Annotated in this window: 26 protein-coding genes; all 26 read left to right on the top strand. The window is 43.5% G+C overall.

Translation table 11 applies throughout. The features are described 5' to 3' along the window. The 26 genes from ftsY to fliF all read left to right on the top strand — a co-directional run bounded on the left by ftsY (position 1) and on the right by fliF (position 22732). A complete protein-coding gene (gene ftsY / locus KS242_RS07855; RefSeq protein ID WP_217323814.1) occupies positions 1 to 1014 on the top strand; it encodes a signal recognition particle-docking protein FtsY in 1014 nt (337 codons plus the stop codon). 74 nt (positions 1015 to 1088) lie between these two features. Continuing rightward, positions 1089 to 1415 (top strand): putative DNA-binding protein, encoded by a 327-nt coding sequence (locus tag KS242_RS07860; protein ID WP_217323815.1) that lies wholly within the window; start codon positions 1089 to 1091, stop codon positions 1413 to 1415. A 12-nt stretch (positions 1416 to 1427) separates the two neighbouring features. Continuing rightward, entirely contained in the window at positions 1428 to 2771 is a 1344-nt protein-coding gene (gene ffh / locus KS242_RS07865; RefSeq protein WP_217323816.1) for a signal recognition particle protein, read from the top strand. 79 nt (positions 2772 to 2850) lie between these two features. After that, a complete protein-coding gene (gene rpsP, locus KS242_RS07870; RefSeq protein WP_077309632.1) occupies positions 2851 to 3123 on the top strand; it encodes a 30S ribosomal protein S16 in 273 nt (90 codons plus the stop codon). Positions 3124 to 3137: 14 nt separating this feature from the next. Next, entirely contained in the window at positions 3138 to 3362 is a 225-nt protein-coding gene (locus tag KS242_RS07875) for a KH domain-containing protein (RefSeq protein WP_077309629.1), read from the top strand. 71 nt (positions 3363 to 3433) lie between these two features. Next, a complete protein-coding gene (locus KS242_RS07880; protein ID WP_077309627.1) occupies positions 3434 to 3817 on the top strand; it encodes a YlqD family protein in 384 nt (127 codons plus the stop codon). A 15-nt stretch (positions 3818 to 3832) separates the two neighbouring features. Next, positions 3833 to 4354, top strand: coding sequence for a ribosome maturation factor RimM (rimM, locus tag KS242_RS07885; RefSeq protein ID WP_217323817.1), 522 nt, complete (start codon positions 3833 to 3835; stop codon positions 4352 to 4354). Further along, positions 4351 to 5079: a tRNA (guanosine(37)-N1)-methyltransferase TrmD gene (gene trmD / locus KS242_RS07890; RefSeq protein ID WP_077309623.1), complete on the top strand. Its 729-nt coding sequence runs from the start codon at positions 4351 to 4353 to the stop codon at positions 5077 to 5079. Before rimM ends, trmD begins: the two co-directional genes overlap by 4 nt. A gap of 128 nt (positions 5080 to 5207) precedes the next feature. Beyond that, positions 5208 to 5552, top strand: coding sequence for a 50S ribosomal protein L19 (gene rplS, locus KS242_RS07895; protein WP_077309621.1), 345 nt, complete (start codon positions 5208 to 5210; stop codon positions 5550 to 5552). Positions 5553 to 5631: 79 nt separating this feature from the next. Continuing rightward, a complete protein-coding gene (gene lepB, locus KS242_RS07900) occupies positions 5632 to 6189 on the top strand; it encodes a signal peptidase I (protein WP_217323818.1) in 558 nt (185 codons plus the stop codon). Positions 6190 to 6204: 15 nt separating this feature from the next. After that, positions 6205 to 7062 (top strand): ribosome biogenesis GTPase YlqF, encoded by an 858-nt coding sequence (ylqF, locus tag KS242_RS07905; protein ID WP_217323819.1) that lies wholly within the window; start codon positions 6205 to 6207, stop codon positions 7060 to 7062. A gap of 78 nt (positions 7063 to 7140) precedes the next feature. Continuing rightward, a complete protein-coding gene (locus tag KS242_RS07910; RefSeq protein ID WP_217323820.1) occupies positions 7141 to 7917 on the top strand; it encodes a ribonuclease HII in 777 nt (258 codons plus the stop codon). A 15-nt stretch (positions 7918 to 7932) separates the two neighbouring features. Continuing rightward, the gene (locus KS242_RS07915) at positions 7933 to 9699 is read left to right on the top strand and encodes a hypothetical protein (protein ID WP_217323821.1); all 1767 of its coding nucleotides are present in this window, start codon (positions 7933 to 7935) and stop codon (positions 9697 to 9699) included. Continuing rightward, positions 9696 to 9971 carry an EscU/YscU/HrcU family type III secretion system export apparatus switch protein gene (locus tag KS242_RS07920; protein ID WP_217323822.1) on the top strand — a complete coding sequence of 92 codons (276 nt, stop codon included), beginning with the start codon at positions 9696 to 9698 and terminating at the stop codon, positions 9969 to 9971. The genes KS242_RS07915 and KS242_RS07920 overlap by 4 nt, the downstream gene beginning before the upstream one ends. Before the next feature lie 199 nt (positions 9972 to 10170). Next, positions 10171 to 11331, top strand: coding sequence for an ADP-forming succinate--CoA ligase subunit beta (gene sucC, locus KS242_RS07925; RefSeq protein ID WP_217323823.1), 1161 nt, complete (start codon positions 10171 to 10173; stop codon positions 11329 to 11331). Between the two features lie 18 nt (positions 11332 to 11349). Then, positions 11350 to 12252, top strand: coding sequence for a succinate--CoA ligase subunit alpha (sucD, locus tag KS242_RS07930; RefSeq protein ID WP_097040400.1), 903 nt, complete (start codon positions 11350 to 11352; stop codon positions 12250 to 12252). Between the two features lie 62 nt (positions 12253 to 12314). After that, positions 12315 to 13220, top strand: coding sequence for a DNA-processing protein DprA (gene dprA, locus KS242_RS07935; protein WP_254391840.1), 906 nt, complete (start codon positions 12315 to 12317; stop codon positions 13218 to 13220). A gap of 140 nt (positions 13221 to 13360) precedes the next feature. Then, on the top strand, positions 13361 to 15439 hold the full coding sequence (topA, locus tag KS242_RS07940) for a type I DNA topoisomerase (RefSeq protein ID WP_217323824.1): 2079 nt from the start codon (positions 13361 to 13363) through the stop codon (positions 15437 to 15439). Between the two features lie 346 nt (positions 15440 to 15785). Further along, positions 15786 to 16694: a tyrosine recombinase XerC gene (xerC, locus tag KS242_RS07945; protein ID WP_217323825.1), complete on the top strand. Its 909-nt coding sequence runs from the start codon at positions 15786 to 15788 to the stop codon at positions 16692 to 16694. Positions 16695 to 16710: 16 nt separating this feature from the next. Further along, positions 16711 to 17256, top strand: coding sequence for an ATP-dependent protease subunit HslV (gene hslV / locus KS242_RS07950; protein WP_077309599.1), 546 nt, complete (start codon positions 16711 to 16713; stop codon positions 17254 to 17256). An 11-nt stretch (positions 17257 to 17267) separates the two neighbouring features. Beyond that, positions 17268 to 18656, top strand: a complete 1389-nt coding sequence (hslU, locus tag KS242_RS07955) for an ATP-dependent protease ATPase subunit HslU (RefSeq protein WP_217323826.1) — start codon at positions 17268 to 17270, stop codon at positions 18654 to 18656. A 16-nt stretch (positions 18657 to 18672) separates the two neighbouring features. Further along, a complete protein-coding gene (gene codY / locus KS242_RS07960; RefSeq protein ID WP_217323827.1) occupies positions 18673 to 19449 on the top strand; it encodes a GTP-sensing pleiotropic transcriptional regulator CodY in 777 nt (258 codons plus the stop codon). A gap of 423 nt (positions 19450 to 19872) precedes the next feature. Beyond that, positions 19873 to 20271, top strand: a complete 399-nt coding sequence (gene flgB, locus KS242_RS07965; RefSeq protein ID WP_217323828.1) for a flagellar basal body rod protein FlgB — start codon at positions 19873 to 19875, stop codon at positions 20269 to 20271. A gap of 2 nt (positions 20272 to 20273) precedes the next feature. Then, positions 20274 to 20729: a flagellar basal body rod protein FlgC gene (gene flgC / locus KS242_RS07970; RefSeq protein ID WP_217323829.1), complete on the top strand. Its 456-nt coding sequence runs from the start codon at positions 20274 to 20276 to the stop codon at positions 20727 to 20729. Positions 20730 to 20742: 13 nt separating this feature from the next. Further along, on the top strand, positions 20743 to 21042 hold the full coding sequence (fliE, locus tag KS242_RS07975) for a flagellar hook-basal body complex protein FliE (protein WP_217323830.1): 300 nt from the start codon (positions 20743 to 20745) through the stop codon (positions 21040 to 21042). Positions 21043 to 21112: 70 nt separating this feature from the next. Continuing rightward, the gene (gene fliF / locus KS242_RS07980; protein WP_217323831.1) at positions 21113 to 22732 is read left to right on the top strand and encodes a flagellar basal-body MS-ring/collar protein FliF; all 1620 of its coding nucleotides are present in this window, start codon (positions 21113 to 21115) and stop codon (positions 22730 to 22732) included. Positions 22733 to 22745 lie beyond the last annotated feature (13 nt).

The raw sequence follows: 22745 nt of genomic DNA on the forward strand, positions 1-22745 counted from the left end.
ATGAGCTTTTTTCAGAAACTGAAAAATAAATTCAAAAATCCTGAAAACAACACAACAGATGAACAAACACCTGAAAAGTACAAAGAAGGTCTGAAAAAAACCAGAACATCCTTTTCTGACAAAATGAATAACTTGATGGCGCGCTACCGGAAAGTCGACGAAGATTTCTTCGAGGAGCTGGAAGAAGTTCTGATTGGTTCTGATGTGGGCGTCACGACTGTGATGGATTTAGTAGACGAGCTTCGCATGGAAGCGAAACGGCAGAATATTAAAGACAGCAGTCAGCTGAAAGACGTTATTTCAGAAAAACTAGTCGAAATCTATCAAGGCGATGAAGACGAACAGCCGCAAAAACTGCAAATGAACGAAAATGGCTTGACGATTTATCTGTTTGTTGGTGTTAATGGTGTCGGTAAAACAACGAGCATTGGTAAACTGGCATATAAGCTTAAGAACGAAGGAAAAAAAGTTGTTATGGCGGCGGGAGATACGTTCCGGGCTGGAGCTATTGAGCAGCTTCAAGTTTGGGGAGAGCGCACAGGCGTGGAAGTAATCCGCCACAACGCAGGAAGCGATCCAGCTGCTGTCATTTATGATGGTATCAAAGCAGCTCAGGCACGCGGTGCGGATGTTCTGCTCTGTGATACAGCTGGTCGTTTGCAGAACAAAGTTAACTTGATGAATGAGCTGAATAAAGTGCATCGTGTGATAGAGCGTGAAGTACCAGGTGCTCCTCATGAAGTATTGCTCGTGCTGGATGCTACAACAGGTCAAAATGCACTAGCGCAGGCGAAAACCTTCCAAGAGACTGCGCAGGTATCTGGGATTGTTCTGTCCAAACTAGACGGTACCGCAAAAGGTGGTATCGTGCTGGCAATTCGAAACGAAATGCAGATTCCGGTTAAATTCGTCGGTCTCGGTGAACAAATGGAAGATTTGCAGGAGTTCGATCCGAACGCCTTTGTATATGGTTTATTTGCTGATTTAATGCAGGAAGAAGAACAGGCTGAGTAGCAGGTTCTTGACAGCTGTGCACTTTGTTGGCTACAATTTTGTAAAGGCATTTCACTTAACAAGGGGTGCGCTATATGTTAGAAAAAACGACGCGAATGAACTATCTTTTCGATTTTTATCAAGCACTGCTCACGCCGAAGCAGCGCAGTTATATGGAAATGTATTATTTAGAGGACTTATCTTTAGGAGAAATCGCAGAATCATTCGACGTATCCCGTCAGGCAGTCTATGATAATATACGGCGCACGGAAACAATGATTGAAAGCTATGAAAAAAAGCTAAACTTGTATGGTCGATTTAAGGAAAGAAGCACGCTGCTGGATGAACTCGAGGAGACAATAGACTCGGACGCCCAGCCGCATGCTCAGAACCTGATCATGCAGATAAAAGAATTAGATTAGGAGGTCGATTCCATGGCATTTGAAGGATTAGCCGACCGACTGCAGAGTACGATTCAGAAAATACGCGGGCGCGGTAAAGTTACAGAGCAAGACGTAAAAGAAATGACACGTGAAGTAAGACTGGCGTTATTGGAAGCCGACGTTAACTTCAAGGTCGTTAAACAGCTGATTAATAAAATTAAAGAGCGTGCTATCGGACAGGAAGTAATGGAGAGCTTAACACCTGGTCAGCAGGTTATTAAAGTCGTCCAAGAAGAGCTCACACAGCTTATGGGCGGTGAACAAAGCAAAATTGCTACGGCGGATCGTCCGCCGACTGTCATTATGATGGTCGGTCTGCAAGGTGCTGGTAAGACAACGACAACCGGTAAGCTGGCGAATCATTTGCGTAAAAAGCATAACCGGAACCCATTGCTCGTGGCAGCTGACGTATACCGTCCAGCGGCTATTGATCAGCTGGAGACACTAGGAAAACAGCTCAGTCTTCCTGTTTTCTCTATGGGAACAGAAGCCAATCCGGTTGATATCGCCAATGAGGCAATAAAGAAAGCAAAAGAAGAGCATCATGATTATGTGATTATCGATACAGCCGGTCGTTTGCATGTTGATGAGAAGCTTATGGATGAGTTGACGCAGATTAAGACAGACGTTAAGCCTGCAGAGATTTTTCTCGTTGTAGATGCGATGACTGGACAAGATGCTGTGAACGTGGCGGAGAGCTTTGATAGTCAGCTTGACATCTCTGGTGTGGTGCTGACAAAGCTTGATGGCGACACACGAGGCGGAGCAGCGCTTTCCATTCGTGCTGTAACCGGCAAACCGATTAAATTTGTCGGGATGGGAGAGCGGACAGATCAGCTGGAAGCTTTCCATCCGGAGCGTATGGCATCCCGTATCCTTGGCATGGGGGACGTGCTTTCCCTTATTGAGAAGGCACAGGAAAACGTTGATGAGAAGCAGGCGCGTGATTTAGAAGAAAAAATGCGCAGCATGAGTTTCACTTTTGACGATTTTCTTGAGCAGATGAGTCAAGTGAAGAAAATGGGGCCGCTGGATGATTTATTAGATATGCTTCCAGGTGCAGGAAAAATGAAGGGCATGAAAAACGTACAGCTGGATGAAAAACAGCTTGTTTATGTCGAGGCGATTATTCAATCCATGACGCGCAAAGAGCGTCAGGAACCGTCTCTGATCAATGCCAGCCGTAAAAAAAGGATCGCAAAAGGCTCTGGCCGCAGCGTTTCTGAGGTCAATCGTCTGCTGAAGCAATTTGAAGATATGAAGAAAATGATGAAGCAGATGACCAACATGCAAAAGGGGAAAAAGAAACGCGGAATGAAATTTCCGTTTATGTAATGTAAAAACCCTTTACAGTGATTATTTAATCTGATACAATCTATTCTTGTGAGAAACATTATTTTGGAGGTGCAACAACATGGCAGTAAAAATTCGTCTAAAACGTATGGGTTCTAAAAGAAACCCTTTCTATCGTGTAGTAGTTGCTGATTCTCGTTCTCCTCGTGACGGACGTATTATCGAGCAAATCGGAACATATAATCCAACAGTTAACCCAGCTGAGGTTAAAATGGATGAAGCGAAAGCTCTTGATTGGATGGCTAAAGGTGCGAAACCAAGCGATACAGTTCGCAATCTTTTCTCTAACGAAGGCATTTTGAAAAAGTTCCACGACGCAAAAAACCAGAAGTAAAGGGCTGATCGATTCTGAAAGCACTCATTGAAGCGATGGTTGCTCCGCTTGTTGATTTTCCTGAGCAAATCGTCGTGTACGAACAGGAAGAGCAGCATAAGGTCACCTATCAGCTTCATGTGCATGAATCTGATATTGGCAAAGTGATCGGCAAGGACGGCCGCAATGCACGTGCCTTGCGTACGGTGCTGCGAGCGGGCGCTGATTACGGTAAACGCATTTATCTGGATATTAGGTAAAAGGGAGAGGGAAACCTTTCCCTTTTTTACCATGTAAAAAAGTTTTGCCAGCAGAAAGCCGGAGGTGTCCAATGAAGATCATCCGAAAACTGCGCGTCGATGAAGTGATTACTGAATCCAGCAAAACAGCAATCAGAGAGCGTCTTCAAAAGGCTGCGCATCAACTTGACCAAGAGAGTCAACAGCTGTTGTTCGAGAAACGGAAGCTAGAAAAGAAACAAGGCGTATCCAAACAGGATGTACATAACCGTTTCCAATCAGAAATTAGAAAGCGGCAGGAAAAGAGAGCTTCGATTGAATTCCAGCTCAGTCAGCTGGACGTATTGCCAATTGGCAGTGAGATTTTAGTCCAAGAGGTTGAAGCTCTTGTTGAAGTTGAAGTAGGCATGAAGTGGGACGAGCTTACAACACAGAAAATCGTCATCCAGGATGGCACTGTCATCCGGATCGAATAATAAAGGTGAGATATAATGGATATTAAAATGTTCAATGTAGGAAAAGTTGTTAATACACATGGAATTGCTGGTGAAGTACGAGTTGTCAGAATTACCGATTTTGATGAACGATTTGAGCCGGGACAGGAGCTTTATTGGTTCCAAGATGAAAACAGCAAGCCGCAGAAACTAATTATTCAAACGCATCGACAGCACAAATCATTTGATTTGCTTACATTCCAAGGGTATACCACCATCAATCAGGTGGAAGGATTGAAAGGCGGTGTCCTTAAAGTGCGAGAGGATCAGCTGGGTGATTTAGAAGAAGATGAGTTCTATTATCACGAGATTATTGGCTGCTCTGTTGAGACAACAGAAGGAGAAATGCTTGGTAAAGTGAAAGAAATCCTTTCTCCAGGAGCAAATGATGTTTGGGTTGTGCAACGCGTGAAGCAGAAGGATTTGCTATTACCTTATATTGAAGACGTCGTCAAACATATCGACGTAGATGCAAAGAAAATTGTCATCGAGCCAATGGAAGGATTACTGGATCTATGAAAATTGATATATTAACTTTATTTCCGGAAATGTTCGAAGGTGTGCTGCAGCATTCTATCTTAAAACGTGCGCAGGAACTCGGTGCTTTTCAGCCGAATTTAGTGAACTTCCGAGAGTTTACAACAAACAAACATAAAAAGGTTGATGACTATCCATATGGCGGCGGAGCAGGAATGGTATTGGCGCCGCAGCCTATCTTTGATGCGATAGAGCATGTAACAGAAGGGGCTGCTAAACCTCGTGTCGTACTCATGTGTCCGCAGGGAGAACCATACAACCAAAAGAAAGCAGAAGAATTAGCGAAAGAAGAGCATTTGATTTTCATTTGCGGTCACTACGAAGGATATGATGAACGTATCCGTGAAAACCTTGTAACGGATGAGATCTCAATTGGTGATTATGTGCTTACAGGCGGAGAAATTGGTGCTATGGCTGTTATTGATAGTGTTGTAAGATTATTGCCGGATGTACTAGGCAATGCCTCATCTGCCCCAGAAGATTCGTTTTCAACTGGCTTATTGGAGCATCCGCATTATACACGCCCAGCGGATTTCCGCGGTATGCAAGTGCCAGAGGTACTTACATCAGGTGACCATGGTAAGATTGAGGCTTGGCGCCGGGAACAGTCACTATATCGAACCGCTACGAGAAGACCTGACCTGCTTACAGATGCGGCACTTTCCGACAAAGAACGCGACCAAGTGAAAAAGTGGCAAAAAGATTAAATAATGCTTTGAATTCATGATGTAAATATGATATATTTAATGCTGTGCTTACAACGGTAAGCATTATATTACAATGTTCCGCTGTCGTTTATACGAGAATGAGCATTGGTGAGAAGGAGTTGAACAGAATGCAGGAATTAATTCATGACATTACAAAAGAACAGCTTCGCGCTGATCATCCTGAATTCCGTGCCGGAGATACGGTTAAAGTACACGTTAAAGTAGTAGAGGGTACTCGCGAGCGTATCCAGCTATTTGAAGGCGTTGTAATCAAACGTCAAAACGGTGGAATTTCAGAAACTTTCACAGTACGTAAGATTTCTTCAGGCGTTGGTGTAGAGCGTACTTTCCCAGTACACAGCCCACGTTTGGATAAAATTGAAGTTAGCCGTCGCGGTAAAGTACGTCGTGCGAAACTTTATTACCTACGTAAACTTCGCGGAAAAGCTGCTCGTATCAAAGAAATCCGCTAAGTACCAGAAAAGAGAGCTTGCTTCGTCAAGCTCTTTTTTTGCTATTATGACATTTTATTAGACAATTGGAGGCTTCTGCATGGCCAAACAAAAAAACGAATGGCTGGATTGGCTAAAAGCACTGGTCATCGCTGTTATCATTGCTGTTGTGGTTCGGATGTTTTTGTTTGCCCCGATTGTAGTTGACGGGCCTTCCATGCAGCCGACATTGCATGATAATGATTTTATGATTGTAAATAAACTCAGTTATCATTTGCACGATCCGGAACGGAAAGATATCGTTGTTTTCCATGCCACGGAAGAGAAAGACTATATAAAACGTGTGATCGGTATCCCGGGCGATCATGTTGAAATGATTGATGATACCTTATATATAAATGGTGAAGTTGTAGAAGAGCCGTATTTGGAAAGTGAGAAAGAAGCGCTAGCAGACGGCGGTAATTTGACCAATGATTTTAAGCTTGAAGATTTGCCGGGTAATTACGAGGAGATTCCAGAAGGCTATGTACTCGTACTCGGGGATAATCGCAGAAACTCAACCGATAGCAGATATATTGGGCTGATACCCGAGGATCAGATTGTTGGGAAAGTACAGCTGACTTTCTGGCCGCTAAATCGCATCGGTCTGACAAATTAGGAGGAACATATTCTCGTGACGATTCAATGGTTTCCCGGTCATATGGCCAAAGCTAGAAGAGAAGTAGAAGAAAAATTAAAGCTGGTGGATTTTGTCATTGAACTGGTCGATGCACGAGCGCCAGAAGCATCGCAAAATCCGATGCTCCGAAAAGTACTTGGCAATAAGCCAAAAATGGTTGTACTCATGAAAAAAGACTTAGCAGACAAATCGGTGACAGATGCTTGGATTCGTTATTACGAGGAACAAGGAACGCCGGCACTTGCTGTTAATGCAGATGAAAAAGGTGACGTACAACGTGTTATTCAGCGGGCGCATGATATGCATGCAGCCAAACGGGAAAGATGGAAACGCAAAGGCTTGCAAAATCCTCCTCCCGGCCGTGCGATGATTATTGGTATACCGAATGTAGGAAAATCGACGCTGATCAACCGGCTTGCAAGCAAGAAAATAGCCAAAACAGGCGACAGACCAGGTGTCACGACACAGCAGCAATGGATCAAAGTAAAAAAAGATTTCGAATTACTGGATACACCAGGGATATTATGGCCGAAATTTGAGGATCCGCAAGTAGGTCTTGTGTTAGCTGCAATCGGTACAATCAAAGATCAGATTTTGCCGATGGAAGAAGTCGCTACATTCATCCTTTCTTATTTAAAAGAACATTATCCGGCTCAGCTATCCGAGAGATATGGAATCGATAATCTTGCTGATGCAGATGTGGTAGAGATGTTCACGCATATTGGCCGTATCCGAGGTGCTCTAGAAGGCGGCGGTATGATTAACTATGAGAAAACGTACGAAATAGTTATTCGCGACCTGCGCAGTAAGCGTATAGCTAATGTTACATTTGAAAAGCCAGCAGCAGAATAATTGGACATACATATTTTTTATGTATGTCTTTATTTTTTGCTGTGCTGACCGATAAACAGAGAAAAGGGAGATAGTTTAATGAAAGACGCACTGACGATTCAGCAAATACGCTCTCATTTACATGAAGGCACGTACTCAAATGAGATGCTTACTTCCTGGCAGGAAGACCATCGTGCCGGTGTTCAAAAGCTGATAGCGACACATCAACGGAAAAAAGCGAAGGAAAAAGAACTTCGTGATTTATACACTGAAATGTGCAGCTTTGAAAATGCTTCTTACGCAGATGGAAAAAAGTATATTGCTGGTATCGACGAAGCGGGCAGAGGTCCACTTGCTGGGCCGGTCGTGGCAGCATCCGTTATTTTACCGAGAGAAGTCTACATAGCTGGATTAAATGATTCTAAACAGCTGAGCGAAGCAAAAAGAGAAGCATTATATGAGCAAATAATCACGTCTTGCACAGCTTATGGGGTTGGTATTGTGTCAAGTAAGCGGATTGATGAAATTAATATCTATCAAGCTGCAAAGCAAGCAATGATGGAAGCTGTCGAGGCAATGGAGCAGCAGCCTGACCACGTGTTGGTCGATGCTATGCCGCTGGATACATTGTCATGTTCTTACGAATCGCTTATTAAAGGAGATCAGCGGAGCGTAAGTATTGCGGCAGCCAGTATTATTGCCAAAGTAACGCGCGACCGGCTTATGAAAGATGCTGATAGAGAGTACCCGGGCTATGGTTTTAAAGACAATATGGGCTACGGTACAAAGCAGCATCTTGAAGCTTTGCAAACGCAAGGGGCAACACCTCTTCATCGGACGACTTTTGGTCCTGTGAAGGAACTTTCCCGCGTCTAGAAGGGAAGCGACAGCATGTACCAACAATCAATTCAAGCAGCTGGTAAGCTTATGCAAGCAACACAGCTGCAGGAAAAAATGCTGCGGACAGGTGAAATTGTCACCGGCAAAATCAATAAGTTTTATCCTGATAACAAGGCGTTGCTGCAAATTGGCGCCAAACAGGTAATCGCGGAATTACAAACGCAGTTAGCAGCTGGGGGTACGTATTGGTTTGAAGTCAAAGAAGGCGGCGAGCGCCCAGTGCTGCAAGTTCTTCCGCATTCAACAGAAAAGCAGAGCAGTATCGCAAATTTAATAGAACTCACTGGCAATAAGGTAAACAGCACAACTAGCAGTTTTGTAGAAACGCTTCGAAAACAGCAAATCTCTTTTACGATGCCAGAGTTGAAACGAGCATTGCAGCTTCTTCAGCAACAGGAACCGTACCTTATGGAGGTCAGCAAAGATGCACTGCAAGTTATGCTGAAACGGCAGCTGCCGCTATCAGCAAATGTACTGCAAGCAATTACAGCGCGTCAAACGATGGATATGACAGCTTCCATACAGCAGCTGGCCCAAGTTTCGTCAGCGGACGTAAAAGTAAACCAGCCTCTTCAAAACGTACTTAGTAAATTGGCGCCCGTTAGTGCCGCAGGAAATAGCGCACAGCTTGTGCAGCAGATTGTGCAAGAAGTGAAAACAGGCACGCAGGATACGTATCAAGCGATTCGGCCATTCTTTCCTTCCAATCCACCAACATATAACGCGTGGCAAGAAGAGTGGCTTGCATTTGACACAAAGACAATGAAAGCAATGGATATACAAAGTTTGCAGCAGTTATTTATGAACAGCTTGTCTAAGGACAGTAAAATGCCGTTCCCGAATGCTTTGCAATTATTTATGGAAGAACTACAGCAAGCTGCCAAGCCGATTACTGCAGCGCAGTCAAATGCGCAGACAGCACTTTCTACAGCGCAGCAGCTGCTTCGTATGTTTCCGGATCAGCCATTACCGCAACACGTTCAAGCCAGCGTAAATCAAGCATTAAGTGCGTTCGACATGGTCACAACAGCTCAGCGTTTACAAGAAATGCTCACAAAAAGCCATCCGAAGCATGAGGAGCTATTAGCAAAGACTGCTGATATGCTGCAGCTTCTTCAACTGGTACAGCGGAATGAACGAAGCAAAGACGGTGCATTTTTTATGTCGTTATTACAAGATGTGTTACGGATGACGGGATATTCCTATGAACACGATGTGGCAGCCGCTAATGTAACAGAGCTGCCTTTAAAAGGATTGCTGCTTCAGCAACATGCAGCAGCTGGCGAGAAAGCAGACCTATCTACGCAGCTGCTGCAGCAAATTACGGGCAGTCAACTGCTTCAAGTTCAAGATGACAAACAAATGGCTTATATCCAGCTGCAATTGCCTGGTGCGCCGTTTGGTCTGAATAAGGATATGCTGCTGAACATCGAAAGCAGAAAAGAAGCAGATGGCCAATTATCTGCAGAACATTCCCGCATCATGTTCTATTTAGACATGCCTGTTTTAAAAGAGCTGGTAGTCGATATGTTTGTGCAGAAAAAAGCAGTTAGTTTGCATATTTATACAGAATCAGATGCTGCAGAGGCTGCGATGCGGCCGCTGCAGAACAAACTGAAGACAGCATTGGAAAAAAGCGGTTATCATCTATCTTCCGTAAAATATTCTTTGCCGAGCAAAGCAAATCCAGCTGGTCAGTATGCTGCTGCAAAACCAAACGTTCCCTTCGAGCAGAGAGGAGTCGATTTCCGGATATGACAGACAAGCATTCTGTACGCCAAGCAGCAGCTTTAAAATACGATGCAGCAAAGCAGCACGCCCCTGTACTGACAGCGAGTGGGTATGGTTTAACAGCTGAAGCTATCATCAAGCGAGCAGAAGATAACGGTATTCCAATCCAGCAAGATCCTGCATTGGTAGGCTTATTAGGTGAATTAAAGGTAAATGATACCATTCCAGCGGATTTATACGAAGCTGTGGCAGAAGTTTTTGCTTTCATCTATCAAGCAGACAAACGAGCCGGAGAGTGAGCATCCTATTACAGGGTGCTTCTTCCATAAATTCTCTTATGAAAGCACTTTCATAAATTTTCATTAAAACTGCGTTATCTTCTTCCTATCTGTTTCAAAGTTTTATATAGATTCTGTATTTTCTATAGTTTTTGGTAGACATTTCTAAAAGAAATCGTTTACAATAGTCATGCACGGAATCTGACGGGGAGGGTACAGAATGAATATTCATGAGTATCAAGGCAAAGAGGTTTTACGTGAGTTTGGTGTGTCTGTTCCTGCTGGTAAAGTGGCATTTAGTGTCGAGGATGCTGTGGAAGCAGCTGAAAGCTTAGGCACAAATGTATGCGTTGTCAAAGCGCAAATCCACGCCGGCGGACGCGGTAAAGCAGGCGGAGTTAAAGTAGCGAAGGGCTTGGATGAAGTTCGTACATATGCGGAGGAAATCTTAGGCAAAACGCTTGTGACGCATCAGACAGGCCCTGAAGGGAAAGAGGTTAAACGGCTTCTCATAGAAGAGGGCTGTGATATCCAGAAGGAATATTATATCGGTCTTGTTCTTGACCGCAGCACTTCTCGTATTGTCATGATGGCTTCTGAAGAAGGCGGCACAGAGATCGAGGAAGTTGCTGAAAAGACACCGGAGAAGATTTTCCGGGAAACGATTGACCCTGTTGTCGGGTTGACTGGCTACCAAGCTAGAAGACTGGCATTTGCAATCAACATCCCGCCAGAATCCTTAAACAAAGCTGTTGGTTTCATGATGAGTTTGTATCAGGCATTCGTGGAGAAGGATTGCTCGATTGCTGAGATCAACCCGCTTGTTACGACAGGGGACGGTCAGGTATTGGCACTGGATGCTAAATTGAACTTTGATGAAAACGCATTATACAAACATAAAGATATCGCTGGACTTCGTGATCTCGATGAGGAAGATGAAAAAGAAATTGAAGCGTCAAAATATGATTTGAGCTATATCTCCTTAGACGGGAATATCGGCTGTATGGTAAATGGTGCTGGTCTAGCCATGGCTACCATGGATATTATTAAGCATTACGGCGGAGATCCCGCTAATTTCCTCGATGTTGGGGGCGGTGCTACAACAGAAAAAGTAACCGAGGCGTTTAAAATCATTTTGGCTGATCAACATGTAAAAGGTATCTTGGTTAATATTTTCGGAGGCATCATGAAGTGTGACGTAATTGCAGAAGGTGTCATTAGTGCATCTCGTCAAGTCGGACTGGACATTCCGCTTGTTGTGCGTCTGGAAGGTACGAATGTAGAGCAAGGTAAGCAGCTGTTGGAAGAATCCGGTCTGAATATCACTTCAGCATCTTCCATGGCTGATGCGGCTGAGAAAATCGTTGCACTTGTAAACTAACGGGGGAGGTACAAATACATGAGTGTTTTCATTAATAAAGATACAAGAGTACTCGTACAAGGTATTACTGGTTCTACTGCACTATTCCACACAAAGCAGATGATCGAATACGGTACCCGAATCGTTGCGGGTGTTACGCCGAAAAAAGGCGGTACGGAAGTGGAAGGCGTACCGGTTTATAATACAGTGAAAGAGGCTGTACACGAAACTGGAGCTACCGCTTCGGTTATTTACGTACCAGCTCCGTTCGCTGCGGATGCAATTTTGGAAGCGGTAGATGCAGAGATAGATTTAGTAATCTGCATCACAGAACATATCCCAGTCATGGATATGGTGCGTGTGAAACGCGCAATGGAAGGCAAGCATACAAGATTGGTAGGACCGAACTGCCCAGGTGTTATCACACCTGACGAATGTAAAATCGGCATCATGCCAGGTTATATCCATAAAAAAGGTCATATCGGCGTTGTATCTCGTTCCGGCACCCTTACGTATGAGGCAGTGCATCAGCTTACACAAGCTGGCATCGGACAGTCCACAGCTGTCGGTATTGGCGGGGATCCAGTAAATGGCACAGACTTTATTGATGTTTTAAAAGCTTTCAATGAGGATCGTGAGACAGAAGCGGTTATTATGATCGGAGAAATTGGCGGTACGGCAGAAGAAGAAGCCGCTGAATGGATTCGTGATAATATGACAAAGCCGGTAGTCGGTTTTATCGGCGGCGCAACAGCACCTCCAGGAAAACGAATGGGGCATGCTGGGGCAATCATTTCCGGCGGGAAAGGCACTGCAGCTGAAAAGATGAAAGTTTTGGAAGCATGCGGAGTGAAGGTCGCGGATACACCTGCTGTTATGGGTGAGACGCTGATTGAAGTTTTGAAAGAAAAAGGACTGTACGAAATCTGTCAGACACATTAAGATGAAAGTGGGCCGAACAGTCGGCCCGCTTTCTTATCTTTTTTAAAGACAGGAGTGAGATATTGGAGAAACGGGAAAGACTGTTATTGTTACATCGTGTGCTCCAAGGACGGCGTAAGCTAATGCGGCATATCCTCGCATGCGATCCTCTACTGGATAACCTCCTACATGCAACCTCACAAGAATTGAGACTGCACTACCACCTCTCTGAGAATTTTGCAGGGAAACTATTCCGCGCACTGCAAGACGCTTCTCATCGGTACGCAATTGAACAAGCTGTGCAAACCTTTCATACAATAACCTGTTTTGATGCAGCTTACCCAGCTGTTCTGCGATTAATTCCGGATGCACCGCTTGTATTGTACGCTGCTGGCAGACTTGAACTGCTTCACCAAATGCCCGCTGTCAGTGTTGTCGGCAGCCGTCAGCCGACACATGCTGCGCCAGGAAAAATAGCATACTTACTAGAGCCTTTAGCATCAGCTGGATGGACAATTGTCAGCGGCATGGCCAAAGGAATAGACAGCATGGCTCATCATGCTGCCTTGCGCGTTCATGGAAGCACCATTGCTGTTTTGGGCAGCGGATTGCAGCATATTTACCCGCTTTCCAATAAAAAATTATTTGAGACAATGGCAGAATCACAGCTCCTGATTAGTGAGTATTATCCCGACCAGCCACCGCGTAAGCATCATTTCCCGGAGCGCAATCGAATTATTAGCGCACTGGGTTTTTGCACCGTCGTTGTAGAAGCGAAAAAGCAAAGCGGCTCCATGCATACAGTGATGCATGCTCTTGAACAAGGAAGAGAAGTTTTTGCCATTCCAGGTGATCCGCTCAATGCCCAAACAGCAGGGTGTCATCAAATGATTTCAGAGGGAGCTGGGATTATATTTGAACCAGGACAGCTGCTAGAGGAATGGGAACAGAATAAGACAAATTGGGCACACTATAATAGTAGAAACTAGCATTTTTTTAGCTCTTATATTACAAAAAATAGCAAGTTATGTTTGACAAACAGAAGTTAAGTATTCAATAATAGGGAAGATTTATCAAATAATATACAAAAAAGAGAACAGAAAAGAAAAACCTCTTGGGAGGAAACAATATGGCAGATTATCTTGTAATCGTGGAATCTCCAGCAAAAGCGAAAACAATTGAACGATATTTAGGAAAAAAATATAAAGTAAAAGCATCGATGGGACATATTCGAGACTTACCTAAGAGTCAGATGGGTATCAATGTCGAGGAATCATTTGAGCCGCGCTATATTACCATCCGCGGAAAAGGCCCTGTGCTAAAAGAATTGAAAAGTGCCGCGAAGAAAGTGAAAAAAGTGTATCTCGCAGCCGATCCCGATCGCGAGGGAGAGGCAATTGCCTGGCACCTTGCGCATAGCTTAAATATAGATGAAAATTCAGATTGCCGTGTCGTATTTAACGAAATTACCAAAGATGCTATTAAAGAATCCTTCAAGCATCCACGCAGCATTAATATGGATTTGGTCGATGCACAGCAAGCACGTCGAATCTTGGACCGACTTGTTGGTTACAATATCAGTCCTTTACTTTGGAAAAAAGTGAAAAAAGGATTAAGTGCGGGACGAGTCCAATCGGTAGCTGTTAAAATGATTATGGACCGCGAAAACGAAATCAAAGCTTTCATTCCGGAGGAGTATTGGTCCATTGATGCAGCGTTCCAATCCGGTAAAAACAGCTTTGAAGGAGCCTTTTACGGAGTAGACGGTGAGAAGGTCAGCCTTGCATCTGAAGAAGAAGTTCAAGAAATACTTGGTAAATTAAACGGTAAAGACTTCCAAGTAGATAAAGTAAACAAACGGGAACGTAAGCGTAACCCGGCAGCTCCTTTTACAACCTCATCTCTGCAGCAAGAAGCAGCTCGCAAGTTGAACTTCCGTGCACGTAAAACGATGATGGTTGCACAGCAGCTGTATGAAGGTATTGATTTAGGGAAAAAAGAAGGCGGCATTACTGGTTTGATCACGTATATGCGTACCGATTCTACCAGAATCTCGAACACCGCGAAGGAAGAATCAGCTAACTTTATTAAAGAAACGTATGGTGAGGAATTCCTCGGAGCGGGAGCGAAGGCGAAGAAAACAGAAGGCGCACAAGATGCCCATGAAGGTATTCGTCCTACATCCGCTTTCCGCCATCCGGATAGTGTGAAAGCAATCCTTTCTCGTGACCAGTTCAGACTGTATAAGCTCATCTGGGAACGCTTCATTGCAAGCCAAATGTCACAAGCGGTTTTGGATACAATGACGGTGCACTTAACCAATGAAGGTGTCGAATTCCGTGCAACAGGATCTAAAGTGAAATTTAAAGGATTCATGAAAGTCTATGTTGAAGGAAACGACGATAATAAGGACGAGAAAGATAAAATGCTTCCAAATTTGGAAGAAGGCATGCAAGTGAAAGCGGAAGAAATTACGCCAAATCAGCATTTTACGCAGCCGCCTCCACGTTATACAGAGGCACGCCTCGTACGTACGATGGAAGAGCAAGGAATCGGAAGACCATCTACATTTGCACCGACATTGGACACAATTCAGCGCCGCGGCTATGTAACACTTGATAATAAACGCTTTGTTCCGACAGAACTAGGCGAAATTGTAATTGATATTCTGAAGGAATTCTTCCCGGAAATTATCGATTTAGAATTCACGGTTAAGATGGAGGAAGACCTTGACCATGTAGAAGATGGCAAAACACAGTGGGTTACCATCATCGATGAGTTTTATAAAGGCTTTGACACAAGATTGGAAAAAGCTGAACAGGAAATGGAAAAAATCGAGATACGCGATGAACCTGCCGGTATTGATTGCGAAGAATGCGGTCATGAGATGGTATATAAAATGGGGCGTTACGGTAAATTCCTCGCTTGCTCCAATTTCCCGGACTGCCGGAATACAAAGCCAATTCTGAAGAAGATTGGTGTAACATGTCCAAAATGTAAAGAGGGCGAAGTAGTAGAGCGTAAGTCGAAGAAGAACCGCGTCTTTTATGGGTGCGATCGTTATCCTGACTGTGATTTCCTAAGCTGGGACAAACCGATATCCAGACCTTGTCCAAAATGTGCTTCTATGCTTGTGGAAAAGAAAGCGAAGAAGGGCACACAAATTACATGCTCAAGCTGCGATTATAAAGAAGAAGTACAGCAGTAGGGCAAGCAGACTCCGGCTTTTGGTAAGCCGGAGTTTTTGTTTAAACTGTTAAGAATTAGTTAAAATAAACATATATACGGGAAATAGTTTGACACAGTTTTATGTGAGGTCTATAATAACGGATTGGAAAGGGATTTTGCTTGACACTTGAGAGGTACAAGCAAAGCGCCTAGATGCATATAAACAGTAATGGATGGAAATAGACCGCCAACGAAGTAAGAGTAATTGTAAGCTTTACTAGTCGGCATGGACACCAATTCAGAATTTTTCCACAACTTGCTTTTATCGTTTGCTTATGCGCTCGAAGTTATGATAAGCTTTATACGCTTGAAGTGGGGAGATCAAATTGAAAAAAGCAGAACAGTATATACAAGCGTTTAAATCTTACTTGCAAGTGGAGAAGCATGCTTCTTCACATACCGTTTACTATTATCTGAATGATGTGAATTTTTTCCTTGATTTCCTTCAAACGGAAGCGATTCAGTTTGAACAGGTTGATCCTGGTGTTGTCCGCGTGTTTCTTACACAATTATATGATCGTAAGCTTTCCAGGCGAACTGTTTCCCGGAAGATATCCAGCTTGCGTGCTTTTTATAAGTTTTTAGAGCGCGAGGATGTCGTTTCAGCTAATCCATTTCTGCGTCTTGTACAGCCGAAAGCGCCGGCTTATGTACCGAGCTTTCTGTATGAACAGGAACTTGATAAGCTGTTTGATGCGTCTGACTTGGATTCACCTTTAGGGCAGCGAGACCAAGCTATTTTGGAGTCTTTGTACGGAACAGGAATGCGGGTCAGTGAATGCGCTGGTATGACTTTGGATGATATCGACATGTCCATTGGAACTGTGCTAGTACGAGGGAAAGGGCGCAAGGAGAGGTATATTCCGTTCGGCAGCTTTATGGAGAAAGCAATCCGGACCTATGTAGAGGATGGCCGCCGCCGTCTTTTAGAGAAATCGCAAGAAAACACCGACAAGCTATTTCTGAACAGCAGAGGAAAACCGATAACGGAACGGGGTATTCGTCTCATTCTGAATAAATTGGTTGAGCAGTCCGCTGTACATATGCACCTGCATCCGCACAAGCTGCGCCACACATTTGCCACGCACATGCTGAATGAAGGTGCTGATTTGCGTGCAGTGCAGGAGTTGCTCGGACATGAGCATTTATCTTCTACACAGATTTATACGCATGTAACGAAAGATCGTTTGCGTACGATATATATGAATAGCCATCCGAGAGCGAATCGGGAATAAAGGAGTTGGACTAGAGATGAGTTCGGAATTTCATGCGACCACGATTTTCGCCGTACGTCATAAGGGTACGTGTGCAATGTCAGGAGATGGACAGGTGACGCTTGGCAATCAAGTAGTCATGAAGCATAAAGCGAAGAAAGTCAGACGACTATTTAAAGGACAGGTGCTGGCAGGTTTTGCTGGATCTGTGGCGGATGCTTTTACGTTGTTTGAGAAGTTTGAAGGCAAACTTGAGGCCTATAATGGCAATCTTGCGCGGGCAGCTGTCGAATTGGCAAAAGAATGGCGAAGCGATCAAGTGCTCCGAAAACTTGAAGCAATGCTCATTGTAATGAATAAGGAGCAAATGTTCCTAGTTTCCGGAACTGGCGAAGTAATTGAACCAGATGACGATATTCTGGCAATTGGTTCTGGCGGTAATTTTGCTTTGAGTGCCGGCCGTGCACTGAAAAGATATTCCGAAGAAAAGTCTGCTGCTGAAATTGCTCGTGCAGCTCTGGAGATTGCAGGAGAAATTTGTGTATTCACAAATGATCAAATCACGTTGGAAACTCTGGAATAGGAGGCGTTAAGATGGAGACAAATTTGACACCAAAACAAATTGTGGCGCAGCTGGACCGTTATATTATTGGGCAGAAGAGTGCCAAAAAATCGGTTGCTGTCGCGCTTAGGAACCGTTATCGTCGTATGATGCTGAGCAGTGACTTACGTGATGAGATAACGCCGAAGAATATTCTGATGATTGGTCCGACAGGTGTAGGGAAGACAGAGATTGCCAGAAGACTTGCGAAGCTTGTTGGTGCGCCATTCGTTAAAGTAGAAGCAACTAAATTTACGGAAGTTGGCTATGTTGGGCGTGATGTAGAATCCATGGTCCGCGATTTAGTTGAAGCTGCTGTCAGAATCGTACGAGAAAACAAGCTTGAATCTGTGACCGAGAAGGCGGAAAGACAAGCGAATAAACGGCTTGTGAAGCTACTTGTGCCGGAAACGAAAAAGCAGCATAACAATTTTAAAAATCCTCTCGAAATGCTCTTCAATCAGCAGCAGCACGAAGAGCTAGATGAAAAAACTTCCGACGAAACAGAATCGAAGCGTGAACGCACTAAGCGCATGCTTGAGATGGGTGAATTGGAAGATACAATGGTGACCATCGAAATCGAAGAACAGCAATCATCCATGTTTGATATGCTCCAAGGCTCCGGAATGGAGCAGATGGGCATGAATATGCAGGATGCACTTGGTCAGTTTATGCCAAAGAAAAAGAAAAAGCGCAGGCTGCCAGTATCCGAAGCACGTCCGCTGCTCGTCCAGCAGGAAGCACAAAAGCTGATAGACATGGACGAAGTATCACAAGAGGCCGTTCAGTTAGTAGAGCAGTCCGGTATTATCTTTATTGATGAGATTGATAAAGTAGCTGCTAAAGGGGATCAAGGCGCCAATGTATCACGTGAAGGTGTACAACGTGATATTCTTCCTATTGTCGAAGGGTCGACTGTTACAACAAAGTACGGGCCGGTAAAGACTGATCACATCCTATTTGTTGCAGCAGGTGCCTTTCATATGGCTAAACCTTCCGATCTTATACCAGAACTGCAAGGCAGGTTCCCAATCCGTGTAGAACTGGAAAAGCTGTCTGTAGAAGACTTCAAAAAAATTCTTGTCGAGCCTTCCAATGCGCTGCTGAAACAATATCAAGCTTTATTGGAAACAGAGGGTATAAATGTCGTGTTTACGGACGAAGCTGTTACCAGACTAGCAGAAGTGGCTTTTGAAGTGAATCAGGAAACCGATAATATTGGTGCCCGGCGTCTTCATACGATTTTAGAGAAGCTTCTGGAGGACTTGAGTTTTGAAGCATCAGATATCACGATGGGCACAATAGAAATTACACCAAGTTATGTAGATGACAAACTGGCATCCATTGCAAAGAACAAAGATTTGAGCCAGTATATTTTATAAATCACAGGAGGACAACATGAAATTATTAGATAAGGCAAGAGATATAAACTTTATGCTGCAAAAGACAGCAGGAAAGGCTGTTAACTTCAATAATATGTCGGAAACACTTCAGCAAGTTATTGAGAGTAACACGTTCATTGTCAGCCGTCGCGGTAAACTGCTCGGCTTTAGCATTAACCAGGCAATTGAAAATGACCGGATGAAACAAATGCTGGAAGAAAGACAGTTCCCGAAAGAATATACAGATAGTTTATTCCAAATTCAGCAGACAACAGCTAATATTGATATCGACAGCCCATACACGGCTTTCCCTGTCGAGAATAAAGATCTTTTCCAAGGCGGGTTAACAACAATTGTACCAATCATCGGCGGTGGAGAGCGCCTAGGTACTTTAATTTTAAGCAGAATTGCAGAGAACTTCAGTGACGATGATCTTCTGCTGGCAGAATACGGTGCCACAGTAGTAGGTATGGAAATATTGCATCAAAAATCAGCGGAAATTGAAACAGAAGCACGCAGCAAAGCGGTCGTACAGATGGCGATTAGTTCTTTGTCTTATAGCGAATTAGAAGCTATCGAGCATATCTTCGAAGAATTGGATGGAAGTGAAGGCTTACTTGTAGCAAGTAAAGTTGCCGACCGCGTCGGTATCACCCGTTCCGTAATTGTCAATGCGCTGCGTAAGCTTGAGAGTGCAGGTGTTATCGAATCTCGTTCGTTAGGAATGAAAGGAACATATATCAAAGTTCTTAACAATAAATTCTTAGTAGAGCTGCAAAAACATACAAGTTAATTAGAAAGAAGCAGGCATTCTGGCCTGCTTCTTTTTTTTGTATTAAAACTGTGACTCTTATACTAGAAAATTATTAGAATGAAAGAAATTCAAAGAAAACCCTTACATATATTTCGAAAAGAAACATTTTAGTCTAGTAAAATATATTCAGATAGTTAGAAAAAGAAAGGTAATTAAGCAGGATAGATGAATTGTCTAGTAGATTAATATCAGTCTCTCAAAAAAGTTAATATCGTAATATCCGCGAAATATGTAAGTAATTGTAACTGTTATAGGTATATAGGATTAGTATGCTTAGACCATTTTGTAAAATATAAGAAAATTATCACAGAACATATAGACACACGTACCTCCTTTCAATACAATTATCCTGTACATTAGAGCTAATTCGACAATATACATAGCACTCTAGGAGGGACGACAATGGACCTATATGGAGGGACGATTCAGAAATTAGATCGTTCATTGGATTTTGCCAATCTAAAAAATCAAACCATTGCCAATAATATATCAAATGCAGATACACCAGGATTTAAAGCGGAAACAGTTTCCTTCAAAAACACTTTTGAGCAGACGATGAATGCTGCATTTACTGCCAAGCGCACCAACCTCAAACACCTCGCTTTCGGCAGTTCTGATAGTTCATCAGCTTTTCTGGTAACCAAGAAAGAAGGCACTTCCTATTCAAACAGCGGCAATAACGTAGATATAGATAAGGAAATGTCGGAATTAGCCGACAACCAGCTGTACTATCAAGCGCTTGCTGATCGGATAAGCGGAAAATTCAATAGTTTATCCAAAGTTATTAAGGGAGGCAATTAATCGTGACAATTTTTTCATCTATGAATATAAGTGCAAGCGCACTTACTACACAGCGACTGCGAATGGATGTTGTGTCGTCTAACATTGCAAACGCAGAGACGACTCGGGCAACAATCGATGAGGATGGAAATTATGTTCCGTATCGAAGAAAAATGGTATCTCTGGAGTCACGTGATTCTAATACTTTTTCTTCATTTTTAGAACGCGCACAAGGCGGGAAGCAATCCTCAAGCGGTGTTAGGGTATCAGAGATTACTGAAGATGAAACCCCCTTCCAAATGGTATACAATCCCACATCACCAGATGCAAACGAAGAAGGGTATGTCGCGATGCCCAATGTTGATCCATTAAAGGAAATGACAGATTTGATTAGCGCTACTCGCTCATATGAAGCAAACGTAACAGCAATGAATGCGACAAAAGGTATGCTTCAAAAAGCATTGGAAATCGGTAAATAAAGGAGGATAAACCATGGCAGTTGAAGGTATTAGCGGATTGAGTGGGCTAAATGGCTTATCTTCAGTCAAACAAGCTACACCAGGACAAGCACAAGCAAGTTTTACTGAGAGCTTGAAAACAGCAGTTGATAGTTTGAATGAAACCCAGCAAGCATCGGATAAGATGACAGAAGCGCTGGCAGCTGGAGAAGTCACAAATTTGCATGATGTTATGATTGCGTCTCAAAAAGCAAGTGTAGCGATGGATGCAGCTGTTCAAGTACAAAGGAAAGCGATCGACGCTTATACAGAAATGATGCGCATGTCTATGTAACAGAAGGAGAATCTTCTGTTTAATCGGACATGCTGTTGTTATGAATTTGACCTAGCTTTGGGGGAACAAAATGAATCAGCAAATTGCTAAATACAAAGAAAAGATGGCTGGATTCTGGCAAACAAGACCAGCCTGGCAAAAAGCTTTACTAATAGGTACCCCAATTCTTCTTATCTTAATCATCGGTATCTCATCTTTTTTTGCATCAAAGGAAACGATGGTGCCGCTGTACAAAGACCTATCCGCACAAGAAGCCGGGCAGATTAAGGAAGAATTGGACGCAAAAGGTATTACCTATGAATTAGAAGGAAAGGGCACCACTATCCTTGTGCCAGATGCAGAAGCAGAAGGACTGCTTGTCGATTTGGCTGCTGAAGGACTGCCAGAGACGGGAAGTATTGATTACTCCTTCTTTAGTAACAATGCATCTTGGGGCATGACGGATAATGAATTTGACGTTATCAAGCTGGATGCCCTTCAAACGGAAGTGGCATCATTATTGACGAATATAGACGGCATTAAGAGTGCGGAAGTAATGATTAATAAGCCTTCTGATCCGGTGTTTGTTACTGATGAGCAGGAAGAAGCGTCCGCGTCCATCGTGCTGAACACAGAAACGGGATACGACTTTCAGCCGAATCAAGTAGAAGCAATGTATCGCCTTGTTTCGAAAACAATACCTAATCTTCCAGAAGATAATATTGTTATCACTAACCAGGACTTTGAATACATCAATATGGAAACAGCGCAAGCCGGCGGCGGAGATGCTTACACGAGTCAAATGGGCATCAAGCAGGAAGTGGAGCAAGGGCTTCAGCAGCGTGTACAGCAAATGCTAGCAGCTATGGTAGGCGCTGAAAATGTGCGGGTATCTGTTACAACTGATATAAACTTCGATCAGGAAACACGTACAGAAGAACTGGTTGAACCAGTTGATGAAGAAAACAATGAAGGTCTTCCAGTAAGTGTAGAAACGATCACAGAAACGTACGAAGGTGAGCCAGGAGAAGAAGCTGGTGTAGCGGGAACTGGAGAAGAAGAAGTTCCAAACGTCGCCGCTGAAGAAGAAACAACTGGTGATGGTGCTTATAACAATGTAAAAGAATCTGTAAACTATGAGTTCAATAAGATTAAGAAAGAAATTACAGAGAGTCCATACAGCATTCAAGACATCGGTATCCAGGTGGCGGTAGACAGCAATAAAAATGCATCTGCACAAAATGGCGAGATAGAACAGCTGAGTGCGCAAGAGCAAACCAATGTTGAAGAAAGTATCACATCAATTTTGAATTCAATTGTATCCACATCAGTAGATGCAGAAGCAGCGCAGGCAATTAATCCGGAAAACAGTATTTCTGTTGTGTTCCAGCCTTTTGCGAAGAGTACGAATACACAAGCTGATGATGCAGCGAAAGCAGGAATTCCAATTTGGGCATATATCGCTGGCGGTATTTTATTAGCGGCTGTAGCGGTACTGATCTTCATGTTAATTCGTTCGAGAAGAAATCAAGCAGAAGAAAGTGAAATGGATGACATGCCAGAAGTTGTATCCCCAGCAGTTAGTGTGGAAGAGATTGATGATGCACCGGAAACAGAAGCAACATTGAAGCAGAAACAACTGGAAAAATTAGCACAAGAGTCGCCAGAAGATTTCGCGAAGATATTGCGAAGCTGGATGGCAGAAGATTAAAGGAGCAATGAAG

It is taken from the genome of Terribacillus sp. DMT04 (genome assembly GCF_019056395.1).
GTDB classification, from domain to species: domain Bacteria; phylum Bacillota; class Bacilli; order Bacillales; family Amphibacillaceae; genus Terribacillus; species Terribacillus aidingensis_A.